The sequence below is a fragment of the Acinetobacter bereziniae genome, assembly GCF_016576965.1.
Classification (GTDB): domain Bacteria; phylum Pseudomonadota; class Gammaproteobacteria; order Pseudomonadales; family Moraxellaceae; genus Acinetobacter; species Acinetobacter bereziniae.
This window is the reverse complement of sequence record NZ_CP066119.1, coordinates 198966-217449: the sequence shown is the minus strand read 5'-3', so window position 1 is coordinate 217449 and position 18484 is coordinate 198966. Positions and strand designations below refer to the sequence as shown.

Below are 18484 nucleotides of genomic sequence, written 5' to 3'. Positions count from 1 at the left end.
AAGGATTGTGCAAAAGCATTCAAAAAGCTGCCAAAGACTGCCTTGTTTATTGGCGAAAGATTCCAAAGCTTTATTTTCTATGGCAAATAACATCAAAATAGTAAATATACACTTGTATAGCTAGTTACAATTTTATATTTATTTGATTTTAAATAATAAAAAACTACTTTTCACCCCATATACAACTTTAGTCGTATTCCTATTGCATCTCAGATAAATCAAAAATTAATTCAAGACAAAATCACGCTCATGTTTAGGGAAACAAAAACAGCGTTTGAATTCAATTTTAAATAGGATTTTAGCTATGAATATTTCAGAAACTGTTCCACATGGGCTACACCAAGCTCAACAATTCCATCGTCAATATGGTGCTAATTCAATTCTGCCTGAAATCGATTGGCAAGCTATTTTTAAACATAGTAAGTTGCAAGACACTCAAATCCAAGCGCTGAATACCATCTATCAAGCAACAGTACCTTTAGCACTGCAAGTTTTTGATGAATTAAAATTTGATGTATTTGCACCTGTTGCATTTCATCCACAAGGTCTAGGTTTATTTGATAAATTAGCCCAACAAGAAGAAAAGTTAGTTCAACGCTTAGAAGATGAATGCGAATGCTTAAATGATGAGGTTCGTCATCAAGTCTGGAGTATGTTACTTCGTGGTGGTGCTGTATTGGTATTTAAAGCATGGTTAGGTAAAGTTAAAACTGGGGAAAATAGTTTAGACATGACCCAGTTTGATGAACTATCAGACTTGTTATTCATTAAAACTTCACCGACAACGCTCGCAATGCGTCTAAAAGTAGATGCTCATGCAGACTATGACCATGTATTCTTGATGTATGGCAATGATGTCTTCCTTGATCGCTTCAATAGTTTAGAAACAGCAGCATTATTTGTTGATTTAGGCGTATATGATGCAGCATTTTTAAGTTTACGTAATGATCGAGTTGCGGATTACCTCAAATCTAAAGGTTATGTAACTCATGAGCAGATCGAAGATTTAAAATGCGCTTTAAATCCTCTGGGTTGCCCAGATCAAGTCTCTAAACAAGATTGTTTAGCCTAATTGCCTTATTTAGGAAGTACAAAAAGCCAGTCAAATGACTGGCTTTTTACTCTGATCAAATATCCACATACGATTCTTTGAATAGTTGCGACTCAGTATTAATACAATGCCTTAGGCAACTTGATCTGAATAATTTCATTGTCATCAGCACGCTTTGCATTTCGTCCAGAAGATCCGGGAAAATTATTGTCGTTCATCACAGTTAAAGTATTTTTATTTTCAATAATGACATCTTCAATCGTTTCAAATGGAAAGGCGAATGTAGTGCCTGTACCGATATCACCATCATGTGGCGCACCATATAAATTATTTGGATTAGCAACGTTCATTAAATCGACCAAATCTGAACGTTTAACCGCTTTACCAACATCGCCAAGCTCAATTTGAATCAGCTTTTTATAACCATCGAGCTTATTCTGACTCGCATCACGTTCGATAATAATGCCAGATTTGTCATCGTACATTTGGAAGTCACCAATATTGGTCGCTTTGGTATTTAAAGTGAAATAATAATAACGTCCTGTATAGGCTTTTTTCTTTACATCAAATTGAGAAATCAGTAATTGCTGAGTGGTCTCGCCTTTTAAGGGTTTCTCTAGTAATGGGTATAAATATTGCCCATCTTTAGACAATGCCATACCTTCGAAACCGCCACTTTGCTGAACCAATGGTTCAACATAATTTATATTCGCTTTGTTGAACTGGTTTTGTGGTGAGCGTAATTCAGCGCCTACTTTCAATGGATTTGGTAATGGAATTGGCGCATCCAACAAGATTCCATCTTTATCAAAATGCAGTAAATAAGGTCCAAACTCATCCCCAATCCAATACGTACCATCCGCAGTACGTTGAATCGATTCAGGATCAAAATCAGCGCCAGTGAGCAAACGATCAGCGGTATTTTGATTGACGATATTAAACGGAATTAATTTATTTGGGTCACGAAGTTGGACAAAGCTCATCACTTGAACTTTCGCTGTTCCAGATGACTTGGTTCGAAAATCAGATTTGATCTGATACAAACGCAACAGAAAATCTGATGAATTATCTTGGGTACCAAAACCATTATCAGCCATGACCATATAGGTACCGTCATTATTTTTTAATGCACCTGAAAAACCTTGTACGGGCTGTCCTTTAAATGGCGGAAATATACCATTGGCACCTTTGACGAAAGCGCCTGAATTTGGACCAGCAGCATAAGTTTCAACATCAAGCTTAGCAAATGATAGCAATGTAGGCACGGTAACCGATGATTCGAACGAAAAGTCGTTGTCATCATCATTACAAGCGGTTAAACCCAATATACTGAAAGCTAAAAGTGAGTAGGCTAATTTTTTCATAAAGGTCTTTTTATTGGTTTAAATGAGCCTTATTTAAACCAATCAGGATGACAATTTTAAGTCATTTCAATGACAATACGGAGTCAAGTAAGTTTGATTTTGGATCAAATTTGAATATCAAATCCCAAATCAATATCACAAGCTGCTTGACCACCACGTACTCCCCAATTTTCCGTTGGGATCTCTCTTAATATAATTTTTATATGATCTTTTGGAATTCCAAATGCAGAAAGGTTATTTACAATTTTAAGATACAAACTTCGTTTTGTGTCCAATGTACGCCCAACAAAGCAATCGATAGTGATACGAGTAAACTTTTCGGGATTACGCTTATTTGGAGGGCATAAAAAGCGATGTGGATCATGTACGATTAAACAAATATTACGATCATCATCAGTAATTTTAAATACACTAACTAAAGCATTTTGAACTGCTCCAACTAAATCCACTTCTTGTTCAACAGAATATTGATATCGAACATCAATTGTAGTTGCAGGCATTATTTGTTCTCATTTTATGTTATTTTAAAATCAAAAGGATAGCATGATTAATATACTACCGTATCAATTAACCTCATATTGATTAAATTGTTTCAACATTTTCTCATCATAAAAGTTTGATGTATCATCTATCCTTAAGATATAACAATATATTGAATTAAATAAGTTTTCTATTTTAGTAATAGTCTTAATAGCCCAGCATTTTTTCCATCTTCCAGTACCCAAATCGAACCATCATGCGCTGGATAAATATCTCGAATCCGCTGTTTCATGTTCAAACGCTGTATTTCACGAACTGGCTTTGATTCAGTATCGACCACAATAATTGCTTCTGAAGACAATCCACCAATGAGCGCCTTATTCGTCCATTGAGGGAACAATTGTTTTTGATAAAACACCAAATTCGATGGAGAAATTACAGGTGTCCAACTGATCTCAGGTGCTTTAAATTCAGGACGGGTGACATGATCAGGAATCTCTTTTCCTGAATAATGATCCCCATTGGAAACAATGGGATAACCATAATTCTCACCTTTATGAATTAGATTTAATTCATCACCGCCCTTAGGTCCCATTTCTACAACCCACAATTGGTCTTTATGATCAAAAGCGATACCTAAGGGATTACGATGCCCTAAAGACCAGACTTGTTTTGCGATTTCACCTTGTTGAGTGAATGGGTTATCTGCAACAACAGTACCATCATCATTCAGTCTAATGACTTTACCCAAATTCGACTTCATATCTTGTGCAGGATCAAATTTCTGACGTTCTCCAGAACTGATCCAAAGCTTTCCATCTTTCCCAAATAACATACGATGCGCATAATGCCCTTGTCCTGAGACCTTTGGAACTTGTTCCCATATTCTTTGTATATTGCGGATTTGAGGATTTGTTTCTTGCAGGTTTAATTCACCACGAACTACAACTGCGCCATAACCACCATTGCCTTTTTCAGCATAACTCAAATAGATTTGATGATTATTTTTATAGTCAGGGTGCAAAGCAATATCACCCAATCCACCTTGCCCACCATAAGCAACTGGCGGAACACCTAAAATATCAATGCTTTGTGATGAAGAAGGATCATAGAGCTTTAATTTCCCTCGTCTCTCTGTAATCAATAATCGCCCATCCACCAATTCAGTCATTGCCCAGGGTTCATCAAATGTCGCGACTTTTTCAACACGATAGCTTTGATCAATCATCGCAGTTGTGCTTTCTGTCGCTTGTTTTACTTCAGATGATGAATTGCTTTGAGCATTGCATGCACTGAGTAATGTACAGCCCATGAGTAGAGGTAAGTAAAAAAATTTCTGTCGTAACGCTTCCATTTCTTGTTCCTCAATACTTTGATGTTTTATTTATTGTAAAGAAAAGACAGTATTGAACTATTTTATATTGTTAACAGCAATTTTCTAATCCATTCGAAGTAAGCATTTACCTACAAATCCTGCCGAATTTAGCGAATATACGGTTGCTTTAAATTCACCTATTCTATCGTTATCGGGAACAGGAAGTTTCCCAGACAAAACAACAATAACAAAACGTCTGAGCATCAGGAACGTGAGATTCGACAGGAGTCAAATCTAACACACCAATACGAAGAAAACCCCATCAGGATGATGGGGTTTTCTTTTTGTAACTATATAATATATTATGATGTACATCTTAAGAAGCTATAAGCTTCTTAGATAAGCAATAACTTTTTCCATCTAATCATTTCTCTTAGATGTATTAAAACACTAAATTCGCAAATCATGTCCTTTTATTCTAATTAAGGTATTGAATAAAATTTTAGATTTGGCAAGTATTTATTAATCAAACCTAAATGAATATTTATCCTAATTCCAACAGCGGTATCAAAATATTTCCCTCTGCCTAGCTTATGCTCAATTAGAATTGCTGTTAGTTTTTGCTTTGGTTGATTTACAATAAAGGGCTCCTTGAAAAAAATACCCTGTGAACGAATGATAGCCCCCCCACTACATCCTTTTAAATTTGGAGAAGTCTCCCATAATTTTCCATTAATTAGTCTTTTCTTATCATAGACCATAGCAACATGTATATCTTGATTTAAATTATAATAATCATAGACTTCTTTCGGCATTTCTCTTGTAGGAAATCCCTCTTGCTTAAAATTGGCTATACTATTCGAGATGTTTGATCTATTTGATTTAATCCCTGAAATAATATAAGGATTATCTTGAAAATTATTACATACTTTCAAGTTAGTTCTATGTAAGTCCAAATCATCATAATCTAAAAAAATCTTTTTAAAGCTTTCATCTAATTTAGAATGTATATGATAAACACTTGCATCTATAGGATCACTATTATGATTTTTCCCTGATTTTGCTGTACTGAACCTATCTCCTTGTAAATAAATAAGTTTTAAGCCTCCAAAATAACCTACAATGATTGGCTTATTTCCAAATTCATGAAATACATGTGCCGCCGAAAAAATAAAATATTCTCCACACAAACAAACAGCTACACCTGAACCAATTTGTTTTGGCATTTTTTTATTTTGTTGATAGCAAAATATTGCAACTGTAGCAAATTCAACCTTAGGATAAAAGCCTAAAGAAAAACTATGAGCTCTATTATGTTCGAGCATTTTCGTTTTTGTATTCTCATCCTCTAAATTATATTCTAAAAACATCATTTCATTCATTCACTTTTATATTTTCCCCATAAAAAAACACCCTCAACATTTTAGTTGAGGGTGTTTTAAGAATTAAAAGCTGGCGATGACTTACTCTCACATGGGTAACCCCACACTACCATCAGCGCTAAGAGGTTTCACTTCTGAGTTCGGGAAGGGATCAGGTGGTTCACTCTTGCTATTGTCGCCAGCAAACTGTTATGGACTTTTTCGGGTCTTATGGGTATGCCTTACTTTGTTCCAAATGAGTTTAACAGAAGAACATTTGAGTTGGTTATTGTAACTAGCTTTACAACTAAATCAAGTTTCTTTGATCTTTTATGAATCAAATGATGCTTCACATACAACTGCTTGGGTGTTGTATAGTCAAGCCTCACGAGCAATTAGTATTGGTCAGCTTCATGCGTCACCGCACTTCCACATCCAACCTATCAACGTCGTAGTCTTCAACGGCTCTTTAGAGGACATAAAGTCCTAGGGAAATCTTATCTTGAGGTAGGCTTCCCGCTTAGATGCTTTCAGCGGTTATCCCTTCCGAACATAGCTACCCGGCGATGCGACTGGCGTCACAACCGGTACACCAGAGGTTCGTCCACTCTGGTCCTCTCGTACTAGGAGCAGATCCTCTCAAATTTCCAACGCCCACGGTAGATAGGGACCGAACTGTCTCACGACGTTCTAAACCCAGCTCGCGTACCTCTTTAAATGGCGAACAGCCATACCCTTGGGACCTGCTTCAGCCCCAGGATGAGATGAGCCGACATCGAGGTGCCAAACACCGCCGTCGATATGAACTCTTGGGCGGTATCAGCCTGTTATCCCCAGAGTACCTTTTATCCGTTGAGCGATGGCCCTTCCATACAGAACCACCGGATCACTAAGACCTACTTTCGTACCTGCTCGACTTGTGGGTCTCGCAGTTAAGCGCGCTTTTGCCTTTATACTCTACGCGTGATTTCCGACCACGCTGAGCGCACCTTCGTACTCCTCCGTTACTCTTTAGGAGGAGACCGCCCCAGTCAAACTACCCACCAGACATGGTCCTCGTCCCGGATAACGGGACAGAGTTAGAACCTCAATATTACCAGGGTGGTATTTCAAGGATGGCTCCATAGCAACTGGCGTCGCTACTTCTAAGCCTCCCACCTATCCTACACAAGTAAGATCAAAGTTCAATGTCAAGCTGCAGTAAAGGTTCACGGGGTCTTTCCGTCTAGCCGCGGGTACACCGCATCTTCACGGCGATTTCGATTTCACTGAGCCTCTGCTGGAGACAGCGCCCCCATCATTATGCCATTCGTGCAGGTCGGAACTTACCCGACAAGGAATTTCGCTACCTTAGGACCGTTATAGTTACGGCCGCCGTTTACTGGGGCTTCGATCAAGAGCTTCGCTTACGCTAACCCCATCAATTAACCTTCCAGCACCGGGCAGGCATCACACCCTATACGTCCACTTTCGTGTTTGCAGAGTGCTATGTTTTTAATAAACAGTTGCAGGGGCCTGGTTTCTGTGGCTGCCAATAGCTCAAGGAGCAAGTCCTATCACCGTCAGCAGCGTACCTTCTCCCGAAGTTACGGTACCATTTTGCCTAGTTCCTTCAGCAGAGTTCTCTCAAGCGCTTTGGTCTACTCGACCTGACCACCTGTGTCGGTTTCGGGTACGATTCCTGTGTAACTGAAGCTTAGAGACTTTTCCTGGAAGCATAGTATCAGCCACTTCACGAGTAAACTCGCTTGCTATCAGTTCTCAGCATAGAGCACCCCGGATTTGCCTAAGATGCATGCCTACAACCTTCCACCTGGACAACCAACGCCAGGCTGACTTAACTTTCTCCGTCCTCTCATCGCATTACACAGAAGTATTGGAATATTAACCAATTTCCCATCGACTACGCCTCTCGGCCTCGCCTTAGGGGTCGACTCACCCAGCCCCGATTAACGTTGGACTGGAACCCTTGGTCTTTCAGCGAACGGGTTTTTCACCCGTTTTGTCGTTACTCACGTCAGCATTCGCACTTCTGATACCTCCAGCATGCTTCTCAACACACCTTCATCGGCTTACAGAACGCTCCCCTACCACGTATACAATGTATACATCCGCAGCTTCGGCATATAGTTTTAGCCCCGTTACATCTTCCGCGCAAGCCGACTCGACTAGTGAGCTATTACGCTTTCTTTAAAGGGTGGCTGCTTCTAAGCCAACCTCCTAGCTGTCTATGCCTTCCCACATCGTTTCCCACTTAACTATAATTTTGGGGCCTTAGCTGGCGGTCTGGATTGTTTTCCTCTTGACTACGGACGTTAGCACCCGCAGTCTGTCTCCCGGATAGTACTCATAGGTATTCGGAGTTTGCATCGGTTTGGTAAGTCGGGATGACCCCCTAGCCGAAACAGTGCTCTACCCCCTATGGTATTCGTCCGAGGCGCTACCTAAATAGCTTTCGGGGAGAACCAGCTATCACCGAGTTTGATTAGCCTTTCACCCCTATCCACAAGTCATCCCCTGGCTTTTCAACGACAGTGGGTTCGGTCCTCCAGTTAGTGTTACCCAACCTTCAACCTGCTCATGGATAGATCACCCGGTTTCGGGTCTATACCCAGCAACTAAACGCCCTATTAAGACTCGATTTCTCTACGGCTCCCCTATACGGTTAACCTTGCTACTGAATATAAGTCGCTGACCCATTATACAAAAGGTACGCAGTCACCGAACAAGTCGGCTCCCACTGCTTGTATGCATGCGGTTTCAGGATCTATTTCACTCCCCTCACAGGGGTTCTTTTCGCCTTTCCCTCACGGTACTGGTTCACTATCGGTCAGTCAGGAGTATTTAGCCTTGGAGGATGGTCCCCCCATATTCAGACAAGGTTTCACGTGCCTCGCCCTACTCGTCATCATTATATGTGCACTTTCGTGTACGGGACTATCACCCTCTACGGTAGCACTTCCCAGAGCTTTCCGCTAATACACATATAACTTAATGGGCTGATCCCCGTTCGCTCGCCGCTACTGAGGGAATCTCAATTGATTTCTTTTCCTAAGGGTACTGAGATGTTTCACTTCCCCTCGTTCGCCTCGCATGACTATGTATTCATCATGCGATACCTACCTTATGGTAAGTGGGTTTCCCCATTCAGAAATCTCCGGATCACAGGATATTTGCCGCCTCCCCGAAGCTTATCGCAGGCTATTACGTCTTTCATCGCCTCTGACTGCCAAGGCATCCACCACATGCACTTAATTACTTGACTATACAACCCCAAACAGTCGTTAATCCCTACAAGGAGGATCAACAATGTGGATTTAACCACTTCTATTTGTTGCTTGTGAACTTAATCACTGTACAGCTTCAATTTAATTCATATACCAAAACGCTTGATTCAGTTTTATCGCTAGTTCTCATTTCATTCCGCTTTAACAATTGCTTGTTAAGCTTCATAAAACGAGTTAAACAATTATTTCAACTCAAATATATTCTGTTAATGATTCACTACCGCCTCGTCAGCAAGTAGTTCACTGTGATAAATCACAGAAGTTAATAAACTCTATAAACTTCAGTTCATTAATTTCTATAATCAATCTTTTTTAATCAGGTAACTGCGTAGTAGTGGTGGAGACTAGGAGAGTCGAACTCCTGACCTCCTGCGTGCAAAGCAGGCGCTCTACCAACTAAGCTAAGTCCCCAGCTTAAGATCTTAATATATCTGCTCTTCTGTGTTCAGTAGACTTGGTGGGTCTGACAAGACTTGAACTTGTGACCCCACGCTTATCAAGCGTGTGCTCTAACCAACTGAGCTACAGACCCTCAGATACATCAATGAAGAACAACTTGTTGTGGATTCTTACCAATCGTCAATCTTTCGTTAAGGAGGTGATCCAGCCGCAGGTTCCCCTACGGCTACCTTGTTACGACTTCACCCCAGTCATCGGCCACACCGTGGTAAGCGTCCTCCTTACGGTTAGACTACCTACTTCTGGTGCAACAAACTCCCATGGTGTGACGGGCGGTGTGTACAAGGCCCGGGAACGTATTCACCGCGGCATTCTGATCCGCGATTACTAGCGATTCCGACTTCATGGAGTCGAGTTGCAGACTCCAATCCGGACTACGATCGGCTTTTTGAGATTAGCATCCTATCGCTAGGTAGCAACCCTTTGTACCGACCATTGTAGCACGTGTGTAGCCCTGGTCGTAAGGGCCATGATGACTTGACGTCGTCCCCGCCTTCCTCCAGTTTGTCACTGGCAGTATCCTTAAAGTTCCCATCCGAAATGCTGGCAAGTAAGGAAAAGGGTTGCGCTCGTTGCGGGACTTAACCCAACATCTCACGACACGAGCTGACGACAGCCATGCAGCACCTGTATGTAAGTTCCCGAAGGCACCAATCCATCTCTGGAAAGTTCTTACTATGTCAAGACCAGGTAAGGTTCTTCGCGTTGCATCGAATTAAACCACATGCTCCACCGCTTGTGCGGGCCCCCGTCAATTCATTTGAGTTTTAGTCTTGCGACCGTACTCCCCAGGCGGTCTACTTATCGCGTTAGCTGCGCCACTAAAGTCTCAAAGACCCCAACGGCTAGTAGACATCGTTTACGGCATGGACTACCAGGGTATCTAATCCTGTTTGCTCCCCATGCTTTCGTACCTCAGCGTCAGTATTAGGCCAGATGGCTGCCTTCGCCATCGGTATTCCTCCAGATCTCTACGCATTTCACCGCTACACCTGGAATTCTACCATCCTCTCCCATACTCTAGCTTCCCAGTATCGAATGCAATTCCCAAGTTAAGCTCGGGGATTTCACATCCGACTTAAAAAGCCGCCTACGCACGCTTTACGCCCAGTAAATCCGATTAACGCTCGCACCCTCTGTATTACCGCGGCTGCTGGCACAGAGTTAGCCGGTGCTTATTCTGCGAGTAACGTCCACTCATCTTGGGTATTAACCAAAAGAGCCTCCTCCTCGCTTAAAGTGCTTTACAACCATAAGGCCTTCTTCACACACGCGGCATGGCTGGATCAGGGTTCCCCCCATTGTCCAATATTCCCCACTGCTGCCTCCCGTAGGAGTCTGGGCCGTGTCTCAGTCCCAGTGTGGCGGATCATCCTCTCAGACCCGCTACAGATCGTCGCCTTGGTAGGCCTTTACCCCACCAACTAGCTAATCCGACTTAGGCTCATCTATTAACGCAAGGTCACAAGTGATCCCCTGCTTTCCCCCGTAGGGCGTATGCGGTATTAGCATCCCTTTCGAGATGTTGTCCCCCATTAATAGGCAGATTCCTAAGTATTACTCACCCGTCCGCCGCTAGGTCAATTACCGAAGCAATCTCCCCCGCTCGACTTGCATGTGTTAAGCCTGCCGCCAGCGTTCAATCTGAGCCATGATCAAACTCTTCAGTTAAAATCATTAGTGACTTAAGGTCACAATTCTGGCTCATCAATTACTGACAAATTCTCTCAAATAAACTTCGAGTAATTTAAACCAATCAATCAATGATAATATTTCGATCAATCAATCAGTAAAAATCCACACAAGTTGTTCTTCATATTCTCTTAATGATCTTCTTCATGCTTCGTCAGCATCAAGCTAGGTCGGCTATATTACTCTCTATCTCTAGAAAGTCAACTGTGATTTCAAATTATTTTTTAAACTTCCTTTCTAAAACCCAACTTAATCAATTCAACCAAGTCATTGTTTTATCAGAAGTTTTAATCTTCATCACCGCCGATGGATGTGCATTCTACAGCATTCCTAACCTAACACAACCCCCTTTTTTAATTATTTTCTTAATTTCGCTTTGTTTGCCTATTTATTCCCCTAAATCTGGCTTTTTTATTAAAAAAATGCATTTTTGGTTTAAAAAACACACAGTGAATATGATTTTAATTCGTTAGTCTCCTTGAGCACTCCTCTTCAGTTCAACAGCATCACTCGAATTTTCATCTCGATCATTATTATTTCTTGTTCTATACCTACCTATGAATCAAAATCACAATAATCTGCTGAATGACTATCTCTACTTACTCTACTTACATATGAGGACACGTGTGGAGATGGTGATAACCAAACAATCCGTTCTTTCACATATCTATTGACATTTTGGACTGACGTTTTGGTTCGCCTTTTATTTTAGGCTTGGCTTTGAGATTGCACGATGTTGGTATCTTGTTCCAAATAAGCCAAGATCATTAAGGTTAGTTCTTTTTTAAGCTGTTGCTCTGAAATTAGAAAGTTATTATGGCTTACATAGCGCATCATAGTAAAAAGCGTACTGTTAATAATGACGAAAGACTTATTCTTAAGCACTTCAAAACTCCAATCCTTAAAAAAGCGACTGAATACATATAAGCCGACTTCATAGAAGTGCTTTTCTAAAACTTTTGCAGCTTCTGAATTGTTATAACCATGCCAATGTTTCAACACCTCTATAAAGAAACCACCATCAGCTTTCATCATGTCAAAACCGAATTGAATACTAAGCGGTATGATTTCATTTAAACTTAAACCTTCTTGGCTGATGGCAATTTGTTTAAGTGCAAGTCCGAGCTGCTCGCTTTTACGGCGTAGCAACTCCTGAATGATTTCTTCTTTATTGCCAAAATACTGATATATCGATCCGACACTGACACCTGATTTTTCAGAAATTTTAGGTGTGGTGACATTTAGCAAACCGTGTTCAGCAATACACAATTGTGTTGCTTCTAAAATGCTATCTACAACATTTCGAGCACGTTGTTGTTGGGGTTGTTTTCTCATTGGCATATTCATCCCGAAATGCGAATTGAATACGAATAATTATTCATATTAGAGTTTGACTAAACAATAATCAGGTCAAACGAAAAATGCAAACCTTAGTTAAGCCACAACGACTTGCACCCTATGAAAAAATGTCACGAACTAATCTCAAGACTAGAATTTTTCATTATTTTACAGAACAACCGCTACAGCCAAGTTATGCCGAGTATTTATCTTTAAACGATGCGCTACAAACGGGTGATAATGCAATGGATCAAGTTATGGATTGGGTCATGACCAACCCTAGACAAAATCGCAAGCTTTTTGAAGCGGCGTTGTATCAAGGTTTAGATAAACTTCCTCATGATATTCCAGTGCTCACTGATTTTTTTAAAATTGTCGAGCATGCACCGAGTTGGCTGGATTCAGCCAAAATTGAAACAGCAATCAAATTCACGCATCGTTTAGGTTCCAATGGAACTTTTATTCTACGTGATCTCGCTTTAATGACAGGTTATCAATACCCCGGCTTTAACCAACCACTTATTCAGACTGGGGCTTTGCATAAATATGCAGGAAAACGTTTAGCAGAAACGCATAAGTGGTGGTTAGATGTCAATCAACTGAATAGCTTCTCACGTTTTAACGATGGCTTTACCTCGACGATTTATGTTCGGTTCATTCATTCTCTTGTACGTTATCAGTTGAATAAGTCAAAAGATTGGGATCACGAGATTTGGGGCACACCCATCAATCAATATGATCAAGCCATGACCAATATTGCCTTTAGTGCGGTGCTTCTGATCGGTGTGAGAGCCATTGGTATTTTTCCAAGCAAAGCTGAGTGCGATGCCTTGATGCATTTTTGGAAGTACGCGGGTTGGTTAATGGGAATAGATGAAAAATGGTTAGTCAATAAAGAGTCTGAAGCGTGGAAATTATTACAGTGGATGAATTATGCGCATCCCAAAGTTGATGAAAGCAGCAAAGCTTTAGCCGTCAGTTTATCCAAAGAACCTTTTGAGCGGCACTATAAATATTTCAATAGATTTTTACAAAGAAAGGCTTATCAAAACCATTTAGACATTACTCAGTTTTTTATTGGGCAACGTAAAATGAAAAATCTAGGACTGAAACCGCGTACGCTGGCATGGTATCCATTGTATTTAATTGCTAAAAATACATTGGTTTATCGTGGCGCAAAACATATCCCTAAACTTGATCAATATTTGCAAGAAAGTGGTCGTGCCAAACAAGAATATGCCCTAAGCCTCTATCAAAATGCAGGAAAGCAACTCGCGAGTATGCATCAGTCATGATTTGAAAAGTTAAGGTGTTCAGCCTTAACTTTGTTTTTCCAAGCGGTGTTTATAGATATTAAGTACAACATCACTAAATTCATTCAGCACATAGCGTGTCCATAAATCCGCATACCAATTCACTTCAGTTGATAAACGATAATCGATCGTTAATACCATTTTCGTTTGCTGTGGACTAATGGCTTCCAGTTGATAGTCTGTTGTTAACAAATTGAAATATGCTCCACCAATTTTCAAATGATCATCTAAAGATCCTTTGGGAAAGGATTCCTGATTAAAAACATAAGTCCAAGCCAACTGCGTTGGTGCATGAGACTGAGTGATTTTTTCTTGGAAATGAATACCGCGTTGCCAATAAATTTGACGAATCAAGCCATTATCTGTTTGCTCAGTCATTCCAGAAATTGGTTTTGGAAAACCCATTAAAAAAATTGGACTAAATTTTATTTCGCTGGACTGAATCTGTTGGATATTATTAATCGATGCAAAAACATCTTGAATAGGTGCATTAACAATAATTTCTTGACGTGTTACACCATTATGATACTGAGAGAAATCAGGTAATAGTAACAAGCCTAGCAAAGGTAAAAGTACAATAGAGTAAACTTTATTATATGGCTTCCATAAACGTCGACATAAAAAATGCATGCATGTCGCACCTAAAGTCGAACAGAGGAAAAATATCGGCGCTGCCATGATCAGACAAATGCCACCCTCTCTTAAAATGACTACACCAACAACAATGATCCCGAATAAAATATAAATTTGCTGAAGAAATGTTTGTTTTAACGAATTTGGAGATTTTAAAGATTTCACATACTCCATGATCGCACCCAGACTAAAAGGTAAGAATAGTAGAAATGCCACTGTCAACATTTTCTCTGAACTTAAAGCAATCAGTGAGATGATTAAAAAATAACAAAGCACAATACAAAGCAAAGGTAACCAACGAATAAATGCTGTTCTTGCAGGATATTCCTGAAGAATTTTCATACTGGGTTGATGAAATACTCTACAAATTAATTTTCGATCAGGTTGTACAATGGTCTGATAAATACGAATTTCGTCAATTCCTTCAATTTTTAGTCGTTCTCTAAATATTTGTTCAAACGCTGTTGTCCACTCTTCATCCGCGATGGAAACTTCGCCATATTGTTTAAAAATATCAAGATAAGCTTCTATTTTTTCATTCATTTCTAATTATCTTTACTGTTTGACCCTATTTTAAATATCTGTAATTAAAAAGGAAGTCCTCAGACCTCCTTTTTATTTTAAGATTTTCACATCATCAATGATTATGCTTTGGCTCTGAAGCTGAATGCTGTATATTTTGCATATCTTCATGACTCATCTTAGACATGTCGTGCTGTTCAGCCGCTTTCTGTTTTTGACTTGGCATATAGTCAGGTTCATTGGTAATCGCCAAATAGAAGATTCCCATGAAAATGCAGCTTAAAATAATTGCGATGACTAGCAACTTCCATCCCCAAAATGACTTTTCTGGCGATAACTTATTACTGTCGTTACTCATATGACATCCTCATATTTCGGTAAAATTAAAATTTCATGCTCACGCGCGCCCAATAGTTACGCCCAGTATTATTAAATTGCTGTGTGCCGACTTGACCATCAGCGCCAACACCTAACTTATTCAAATGTTCGGTATAGGTTTTATCGAATACATTATCGACACCAACAGACAAATTCAGATTTTTTTGAATGTTGTAAGAAGCATTTAGAGCCAAAGTGGTAAAGCCTTTGCTTTCACCTGTATCATAACCCACGATATTACCTTGGTTTAGGCTAATACGATCTTGTTTTGCCACAGCACGCCATAACAATCCAAAAGAATATTGATCTTGCACATATCGTAAGTTTAAACGTCCTTCTAATGGTGCAATTTGTGGTAATGCTTGATGTGTGTCGGTATTTTCACCCCATGCATACATTGCACTAAGATCAGCTTGAATGGCATCAGTAAATTGGTAACCTACCCCAGCTTCTGCACCTGCAATGGTTGCATCGACATTTTTTGCACCCGCACTAAATGATGAACCATGACTATGCCCATCCATTCCACCTGTTGGATGATTATGATAACTCAATAAAATAAAGTCATTAATCAACCCAGCATAAGCTGATGTCCATGCGCTGAAAGGACCATGTTGGTATTGATAACCAAGATCCAACTGTAAAGTTTTTTCAGTATCTAAGCCGTTAAAAGCATTAGGTGTACCAGGATTACCATGAGCTGAACTAAAAAGCTCCCAATAATCTGGAACACGTTCCACATAACCTAAACCAATATAAGACTTGGCATTATGTTCAGGATGCTGACCTTCTAAACGTATAAAGGCACTTGGTAATGTTTTATCTAACTCAAGATTAAGCCCTTTTGCTTTTGATTCTGCTCTTAAATCCTTTACATTCACTTGATCTAAACGAGCACCTGTCACCAACTTGTAGGCATCATTAAACTGATAGCCTAACTCACCAAATGCACCATAAGACTGAAATTTCATATTAAGCGCAAAAGGCATATTCATTTTTGGAGACACCATATCTCCACCATGCTTATTAAATTGTGAATCTATCCCTGTAATTAAACTTAACTTATCCCATTCACTGGTCATGGCTAAACGGCTATTTAAAGTACGGCGTGTCACCTCCATATCGGAATGATTTAACACCATCTCATGTTTGTTATTCATAACCAATTCAGGACTTGGCTTACGTAAACTATAATTATCCATAATATGGTCGTTATAACTATAATTAACCTGCCCTTCGAGTTTTTTAATCACAGGGCTCAGATTTTTTTTCTCAAAACGTAGACCAAGGCTTTCACGAGCAAACTGCGAGCCATCCATGGTTCGACCGGCATATTCAGCCTCACCATCTGCTTTACCGCCTGTTAGTTCAACCCAAGTATCCTCATTGGGTGTCCATCCCAGAGCCAAGTCCGTATTCCAGCGCTCCCAAGAAGATGGAACTTTATGACCATCACCATCTTCATAGCTATTGGATTCAGAACGGTTGGCATTGACACGTAAATATTTTTTACTGTCGCCAACAGCAGCTTCAATGTTGTGGTCCAAACGCCCAAAAGATCCGACCAAAACACTGGCTTGACCGAGATAGTTTTTCTCATCAGTCAATGTTGGTTTCTGACGCTCAAAAATGACAGTTGCTGCTGAACCTGTATTGGCATATTGAACGGTTTGTGGTCCTTTCACGACTGAAATTCGATCAAAGCTTTCAGGTTGAATATATGATGTTGGTGCATCCATTCGTGCAGGGCATGCGCCTAAGTTTTCTGTACCATCTGTCAATATTTTGATTCGTGTACCAAACATGCCACGGAACGTAACATCACCATTGGTTCCACCACTTTTAATGGCGTTAAAACCCGCGATACTTTGTAGATAGTCCGCACCATCTGTTGCAGGTACAGGCTGAATTGGCTGTTTAGGATCAGCATGAACAATCAATCCGTTGGCGTCATTATTGAGCTGAGCTGTCACAACAATCGGTGTGAGTTGAGCAGTTTCCTGCTGATCTTGAGCAAAAGCGGTTACTGAATAACAAGCGATAGAAATCGCAGCCGCTAAGGGCTGTAAAAAAAATTGAGGTTGAGCCATTTTCTTTCTCTTAAATCATAAATATGAGCTGCGACAAAGCAGCATCAGGACCTCGACAAAAAGTTCCTAAAAAAGTTTTGATTTAAGCGAAAACGGGCGGAGCGCGTCCTTGAGGAAGTAAAAATAAGCGTTGCAGGACAAAATAAACATGTCGAAATGCTTTTTGAAATGCAACCAGACGTACTTGGATACGATCTAAGATTTCTTTGACTTCAAGTTCTGGAGGTAAAACCAGATTGCCATAGACTGTACAGTATTGGCATTGGTGACCTGCATCATGATGATGGCTTGTCTGTTCTTGTACAGCAGGCTCATGATGTGCCATCAGATGCTGATGACCCGAAGCCTCCTGCGTCAAAGAAGCCGAATGATGTTGATGATGAGTACTTTGTTGATGTTTCTCATAAAAGTGACTTTGCACTAAAGCTTGAGTAATAGTTTCACAGACCGGCGCAATTTGATATTGCTTCGGTAGCAAAGGCTGTAAAAATACAGCAATCTGTAAAAAAACTGCGGTGAAACCCAGCAGTAAACCTATTCTCAACAAAACGTTCGTCTCAACATTTTTCGAGCCAGAGTATAACAAAGCCCAAACAAAATTGGGCTTTGTATTGAAGAAAAATTCAAGAAACTTTTAACTTTCAATTCTCTATATCAACGTTTTGCAGGAACTTTCTGCTTTTCACGTTGACGCACGACTTTTTCAACTTTTTCACGTGCACGTTGACGCTTCAACGGAGATAAATAGTCAACAAATAACTTACCGTTTAAGTGGTCCATTTCATGTTGAATACACACAGCCAATAATTCATCCGCTTCAAGCTCAAAAGCTTTACCATCAAGGTCAATTGCTTCGATTTTAACTCGTGACGGACGCTCAACTTTATCGTATATTTGGGGAACAGAAAGACATCCCTCTTCATAAGAGAATGTTTCTTCTGTAAGTGGTGTTATTTTGGGGTTAATGAACACCATAGGTTGGTCTTTATTTTCAGACAAATCCATGACGATAAGTTGAATATGTTGATCGACCTGTGTAGCAGCCAGACCAATACCTGGCGCTTCATACATGGTTTCAAACATGTCAGCTGCTAATTGACGAATTTCATCAGTTACAGCATCGACAGGTTTTGCAATGGTACGTAAACGGGGATCAGGAAAACTTAAAATTGGTAATAAGGCCATACTGTATCCTCTGTTG

General features: G+C 40.1%; 13 protein-coding genes, 2 tRNA genes and 3 rRNA genes. 3 read left to right on the top strand and 15 right to left on the bottom strand.

Going from position 1 to position 18484, the window contains the following annotated elements; all coding sequences use genetic code 11:
* Positions 1-304: 304 nt before the first annotated feature.
* A complete protein-coding gene (locus I9192_RS01025; RefSeq protein ID WP_200150059.1) occupies positions 305-1072 on the top strand; it encodes a hypothetical protein in 768 nt (255 codons plus the stop codon).
* Between the two features lie 98 nt (positions 1073-1170).
* Here I9192_RS01025 and I9192_RS01020 read toward each other — a convergent pair whose 3' ends face one another.
* From I9192_RS01020 to I9192_RS00980, 9 genes are all read right to left on the bottom strand, one after another.
* Positions 1171-2415, bottom strand: coding sequence for an esterase-like activity of phytase family protein (locus tag I9192_RS01020; protein WP_005034524.1), 1245 nt, complete (start codon positions 2413-2415; stop codon positions 1171-1173).
* A gap of 104 nt (positions 2416-2519) precedes the next feature.
* The gene (locus I9192_RS01015) at positions 2520-2915 is read right to left on the bottom strand and encodes a tautomerase family protein (protein WP_005034526.1); all 396 of its coding nucleotides are present in this window, start codon (positions 2913-2915) and stop codon (positions 2520-2522) included.
* Between the two features lie 170 nt (positions 2916-3085).
* Positions 3086-4249 carry a PQQ-dependent sugar dehydrogenase gene (locus tag I9192_RS01010; protein WP_005034528.1) on the bottom strand — a complete coding sequence of 388 codons (1164 nt, stop codon included), beginning with the start codon at positions 4247-4249 and terminating at the stop codon, positions 3086-3088.
* Positions 4250-4692: 443 nt separating this feature from the next.
* A complete protein-coding gene (locus tag I9192_RS01005) occupies positions 4693-5592 on the bottom strand; it encodes a hypothetical protein (RefSeq protein ID WP_005034530.1) in 900 nt (299 codons plus the stop codon).
* 68 nt (positions 5593-5660) lie between these two features.
* Positions 5661-5775: ribosomal RNA gene (rrf, locus tag I9192_RS01000) — 5S ribosomal RNA — on the bottom strand.
* Between the two features lie 170 nt (positions 5776-5945).
* A 23S ribosomal RNA gene (locus I9192_RS00995) occupies positions 5946-8836 on the bottom strand.
* 357 nt (positions 8837-9193) lie between these two features.
* Positions 9194-9269 (bottom strand) — tRNA-Ala (locus I9192_RS00990).
* Between the two features lie 44 nt (positions 9270-9313).
* A tRNA-Ile gene (locus I9192_RS00985) sits at positions 9314-9390 on the bottom strand.
* A gap of 59 nt (positions 9391-9449) precedes the next feature.
* Positions 9450-10988 (bottom strand): 16S ribosomal RNA (locus I9192_RS00980).
* Together the 16S, 23S and 5S rRNA genes with 2 tRNA genes alongside form the textbook arrangement of a ribosomal RNA operon.
* 167 nt (positions 10989-11155) lie before the next feature.
* On the opposite strand from I9192_RS00980, the gene I9192_RS00975 reads away from it, so the two are divergent.
* Complete coding sequence (locus I9192_RS00975; protein ID WP_005034533.1) at positions 11156-11482, top strand: hypothetical protein; 327 nt, start codon at positions 11156-11158, stop codon at positions 11480-11482.
* A 235-nt stretch (positions 11483-11717) separates the two neighbouring features.
* On the opposite strand, the gene I9192_RS00970 is transcribed toward I9192_RS00975, so the two are convergent.
* Positions 11718-12344: a TetR/AcrR family transcriptional regulator gene (locus tag I9192_RS00970; RefSeq protein WP_026040263.1), complete on the bottom strand. Its 627-nt coding sequence runs from the start codon at positions 12342-12344 to the stop codon at positions 11718-11720.
* Positions 12345-12430: 86 nt separating this feature from the next.
* Here I9192_RS00970 and I9192_RS00965 point away from each other — a divergent pair, with 86 nt between their 5' ends.
* Complete coding sequence (locus tag I9192_RS00965; RefSeq protein ID WP_005034537.1) at positions 12431-13642, top strand: oxygenase MpaB family protein; 1212 nt, start codon at positions 12431-12433, stop codon at positions 13640-13642.
* A 24-nt stretch (positions 13643-13666) separates the two neighbouring features.
* Here the strand turns inward: I9192_RS00965 and I9192_RS00960 are convergent, their stop codons facing one another.
* The 5 genes from I9192_RS00960 to def all read right to left on the bottom strand — a co-directional run bounded on the left by I9192_RS00960 (position 13667) and on the right by def (position 18468).
* On the bottom strand, positions 13667-14836 hold the full coding sequence (locus I9192_RS00960) for a hypothetical protein (protein WP_004831943.1): 1170 nt from the start codon (positions 14834-14836) through the stop codon (positions 13667-13669).
* A 94-nt stretch (positions 14837-14930) separates the two neighbouring features.
* Entirely contained in the window at positions 14931-15173 is a 243-nt protein-coding gene (locus tag I9192_RS00955; protein WP_005034540.1) for a DUF4199 domain-containing protein, read from the bottom strand.
* A gap of 25 nt (positions 15174-15198) precedes the next feature.
* Positions 15199-17283 (bottom strand): TonB-dependent copper receptor, encoded by a 2085-nt coding sequence (locus I9192_RS00950; RefSeq protein ID WP_005034542.1) that lies wholly within the window; start codon positions 17281-17283, stop codon positions 15199-15201.
* Positions 17284-17365: 82 nt separating this feature from the next.
* Positions 17366-17869: a DUF2946 family protein gene (locus I9192_RS00945; protein ID WP_370469256.1), complete on the bottom strand. Its 504-nt coding sequence runs from the start codon at positions 17867-17869 to the stop codon at positions 17366-17368.
* 68 nt (positions 17870-17937) lie between these two features.
* On the bottom strand, positions 17938-18468 hold the full coding sequence (gene def, locus I9192_RS00940) for a peptide deformylase (protein WP_004831951.1): 531 nt from the start codon (positions 18466-18468) through the stop codon (positions 17938-17940).
* Between the last annotated feature and the right edge of the window lie 16 nt (positions 18469-18484).

Coding starts and splice junctions, on each gene's coding strand:
- I9192_RS00960 (WP_004831943.1), bottom strand. CDS start 14,836: ATGAATGAAAAAATAGAAGCTTATCTTGATATTTTTAAACAATATGGC.
- I9192_RS01005 (WP_005034530.1), bottom strand. CDS start 5,592: ATGAATGAAATGATGTTTTTAGAATATAATTTAGAGGATGAGAATACA.
- def (WP_004831951.1), bottom strand. CDS start 18,468: ATGGCCTTATTACCAATTTTAAGTTTTCCTGATCCCCGTTTACGTACC.
- I9192_RS01020 (WP_005034524.1), bottom strand. CDS start 2,415: ATGAAAAAATTAGCCTACTCACTTTTAGCTTTCAGTATATTGGGTTTA.
- I9192_RS00955 (WP_005034540.1), bottom strand. CDS start 15,173: ATGAGTAACGACAGTAATAAGTTATCGCCAGAAAAGTCATTTTGGGGA.
- I9192_RS01025 (WP_200150059.1), top strand. CDS start 305: ATGAATATTTCAGAAACTGTTCCACATGGGCTACACCAAGCTCAACAA.
- I9192_RS01010 (WP_005034528.1), bottom strand. CDS start 4,249: ATGGAAGCGTTACGACAGAAATTTTTTTACTTACCTCTACTCATGGGC.
- I9192_RS00965 (WP_005034537.1), top strand. CDS start 12,431: ATGCAAACCTTAGTTAAGCCACAACGACTTGCACCCTATGAAAAAATG.
- I9192_RS00970 (WP_026040263.1), bottom strand. CDS start 12,344: ATGAGAAAACAACCCCAACAACAACGTGCTCGAAATGTTGTAGATAGC.
- I9192_RS00975 (WP_005034533.1), top strand. CDS start 11,156: ATGCTTCGTCAGCATCAAGCTAGGTCGGCTATATTACTCTCTATCTCT.
- I9192_RS01015 (WP_005034526.1), bottom strand. CDS start 2,915: ATGCCTGCAACTACAATTGATGTTCGATATCAATATTCTGTTGAACAA.
- I9192_RS00950 (WP_005034542.1), bottom strand. CDS start 17,283: ATGGCTCAACCTCAATTTTTTTTACAGCCCTTAGCGGCTGCGATTTCT.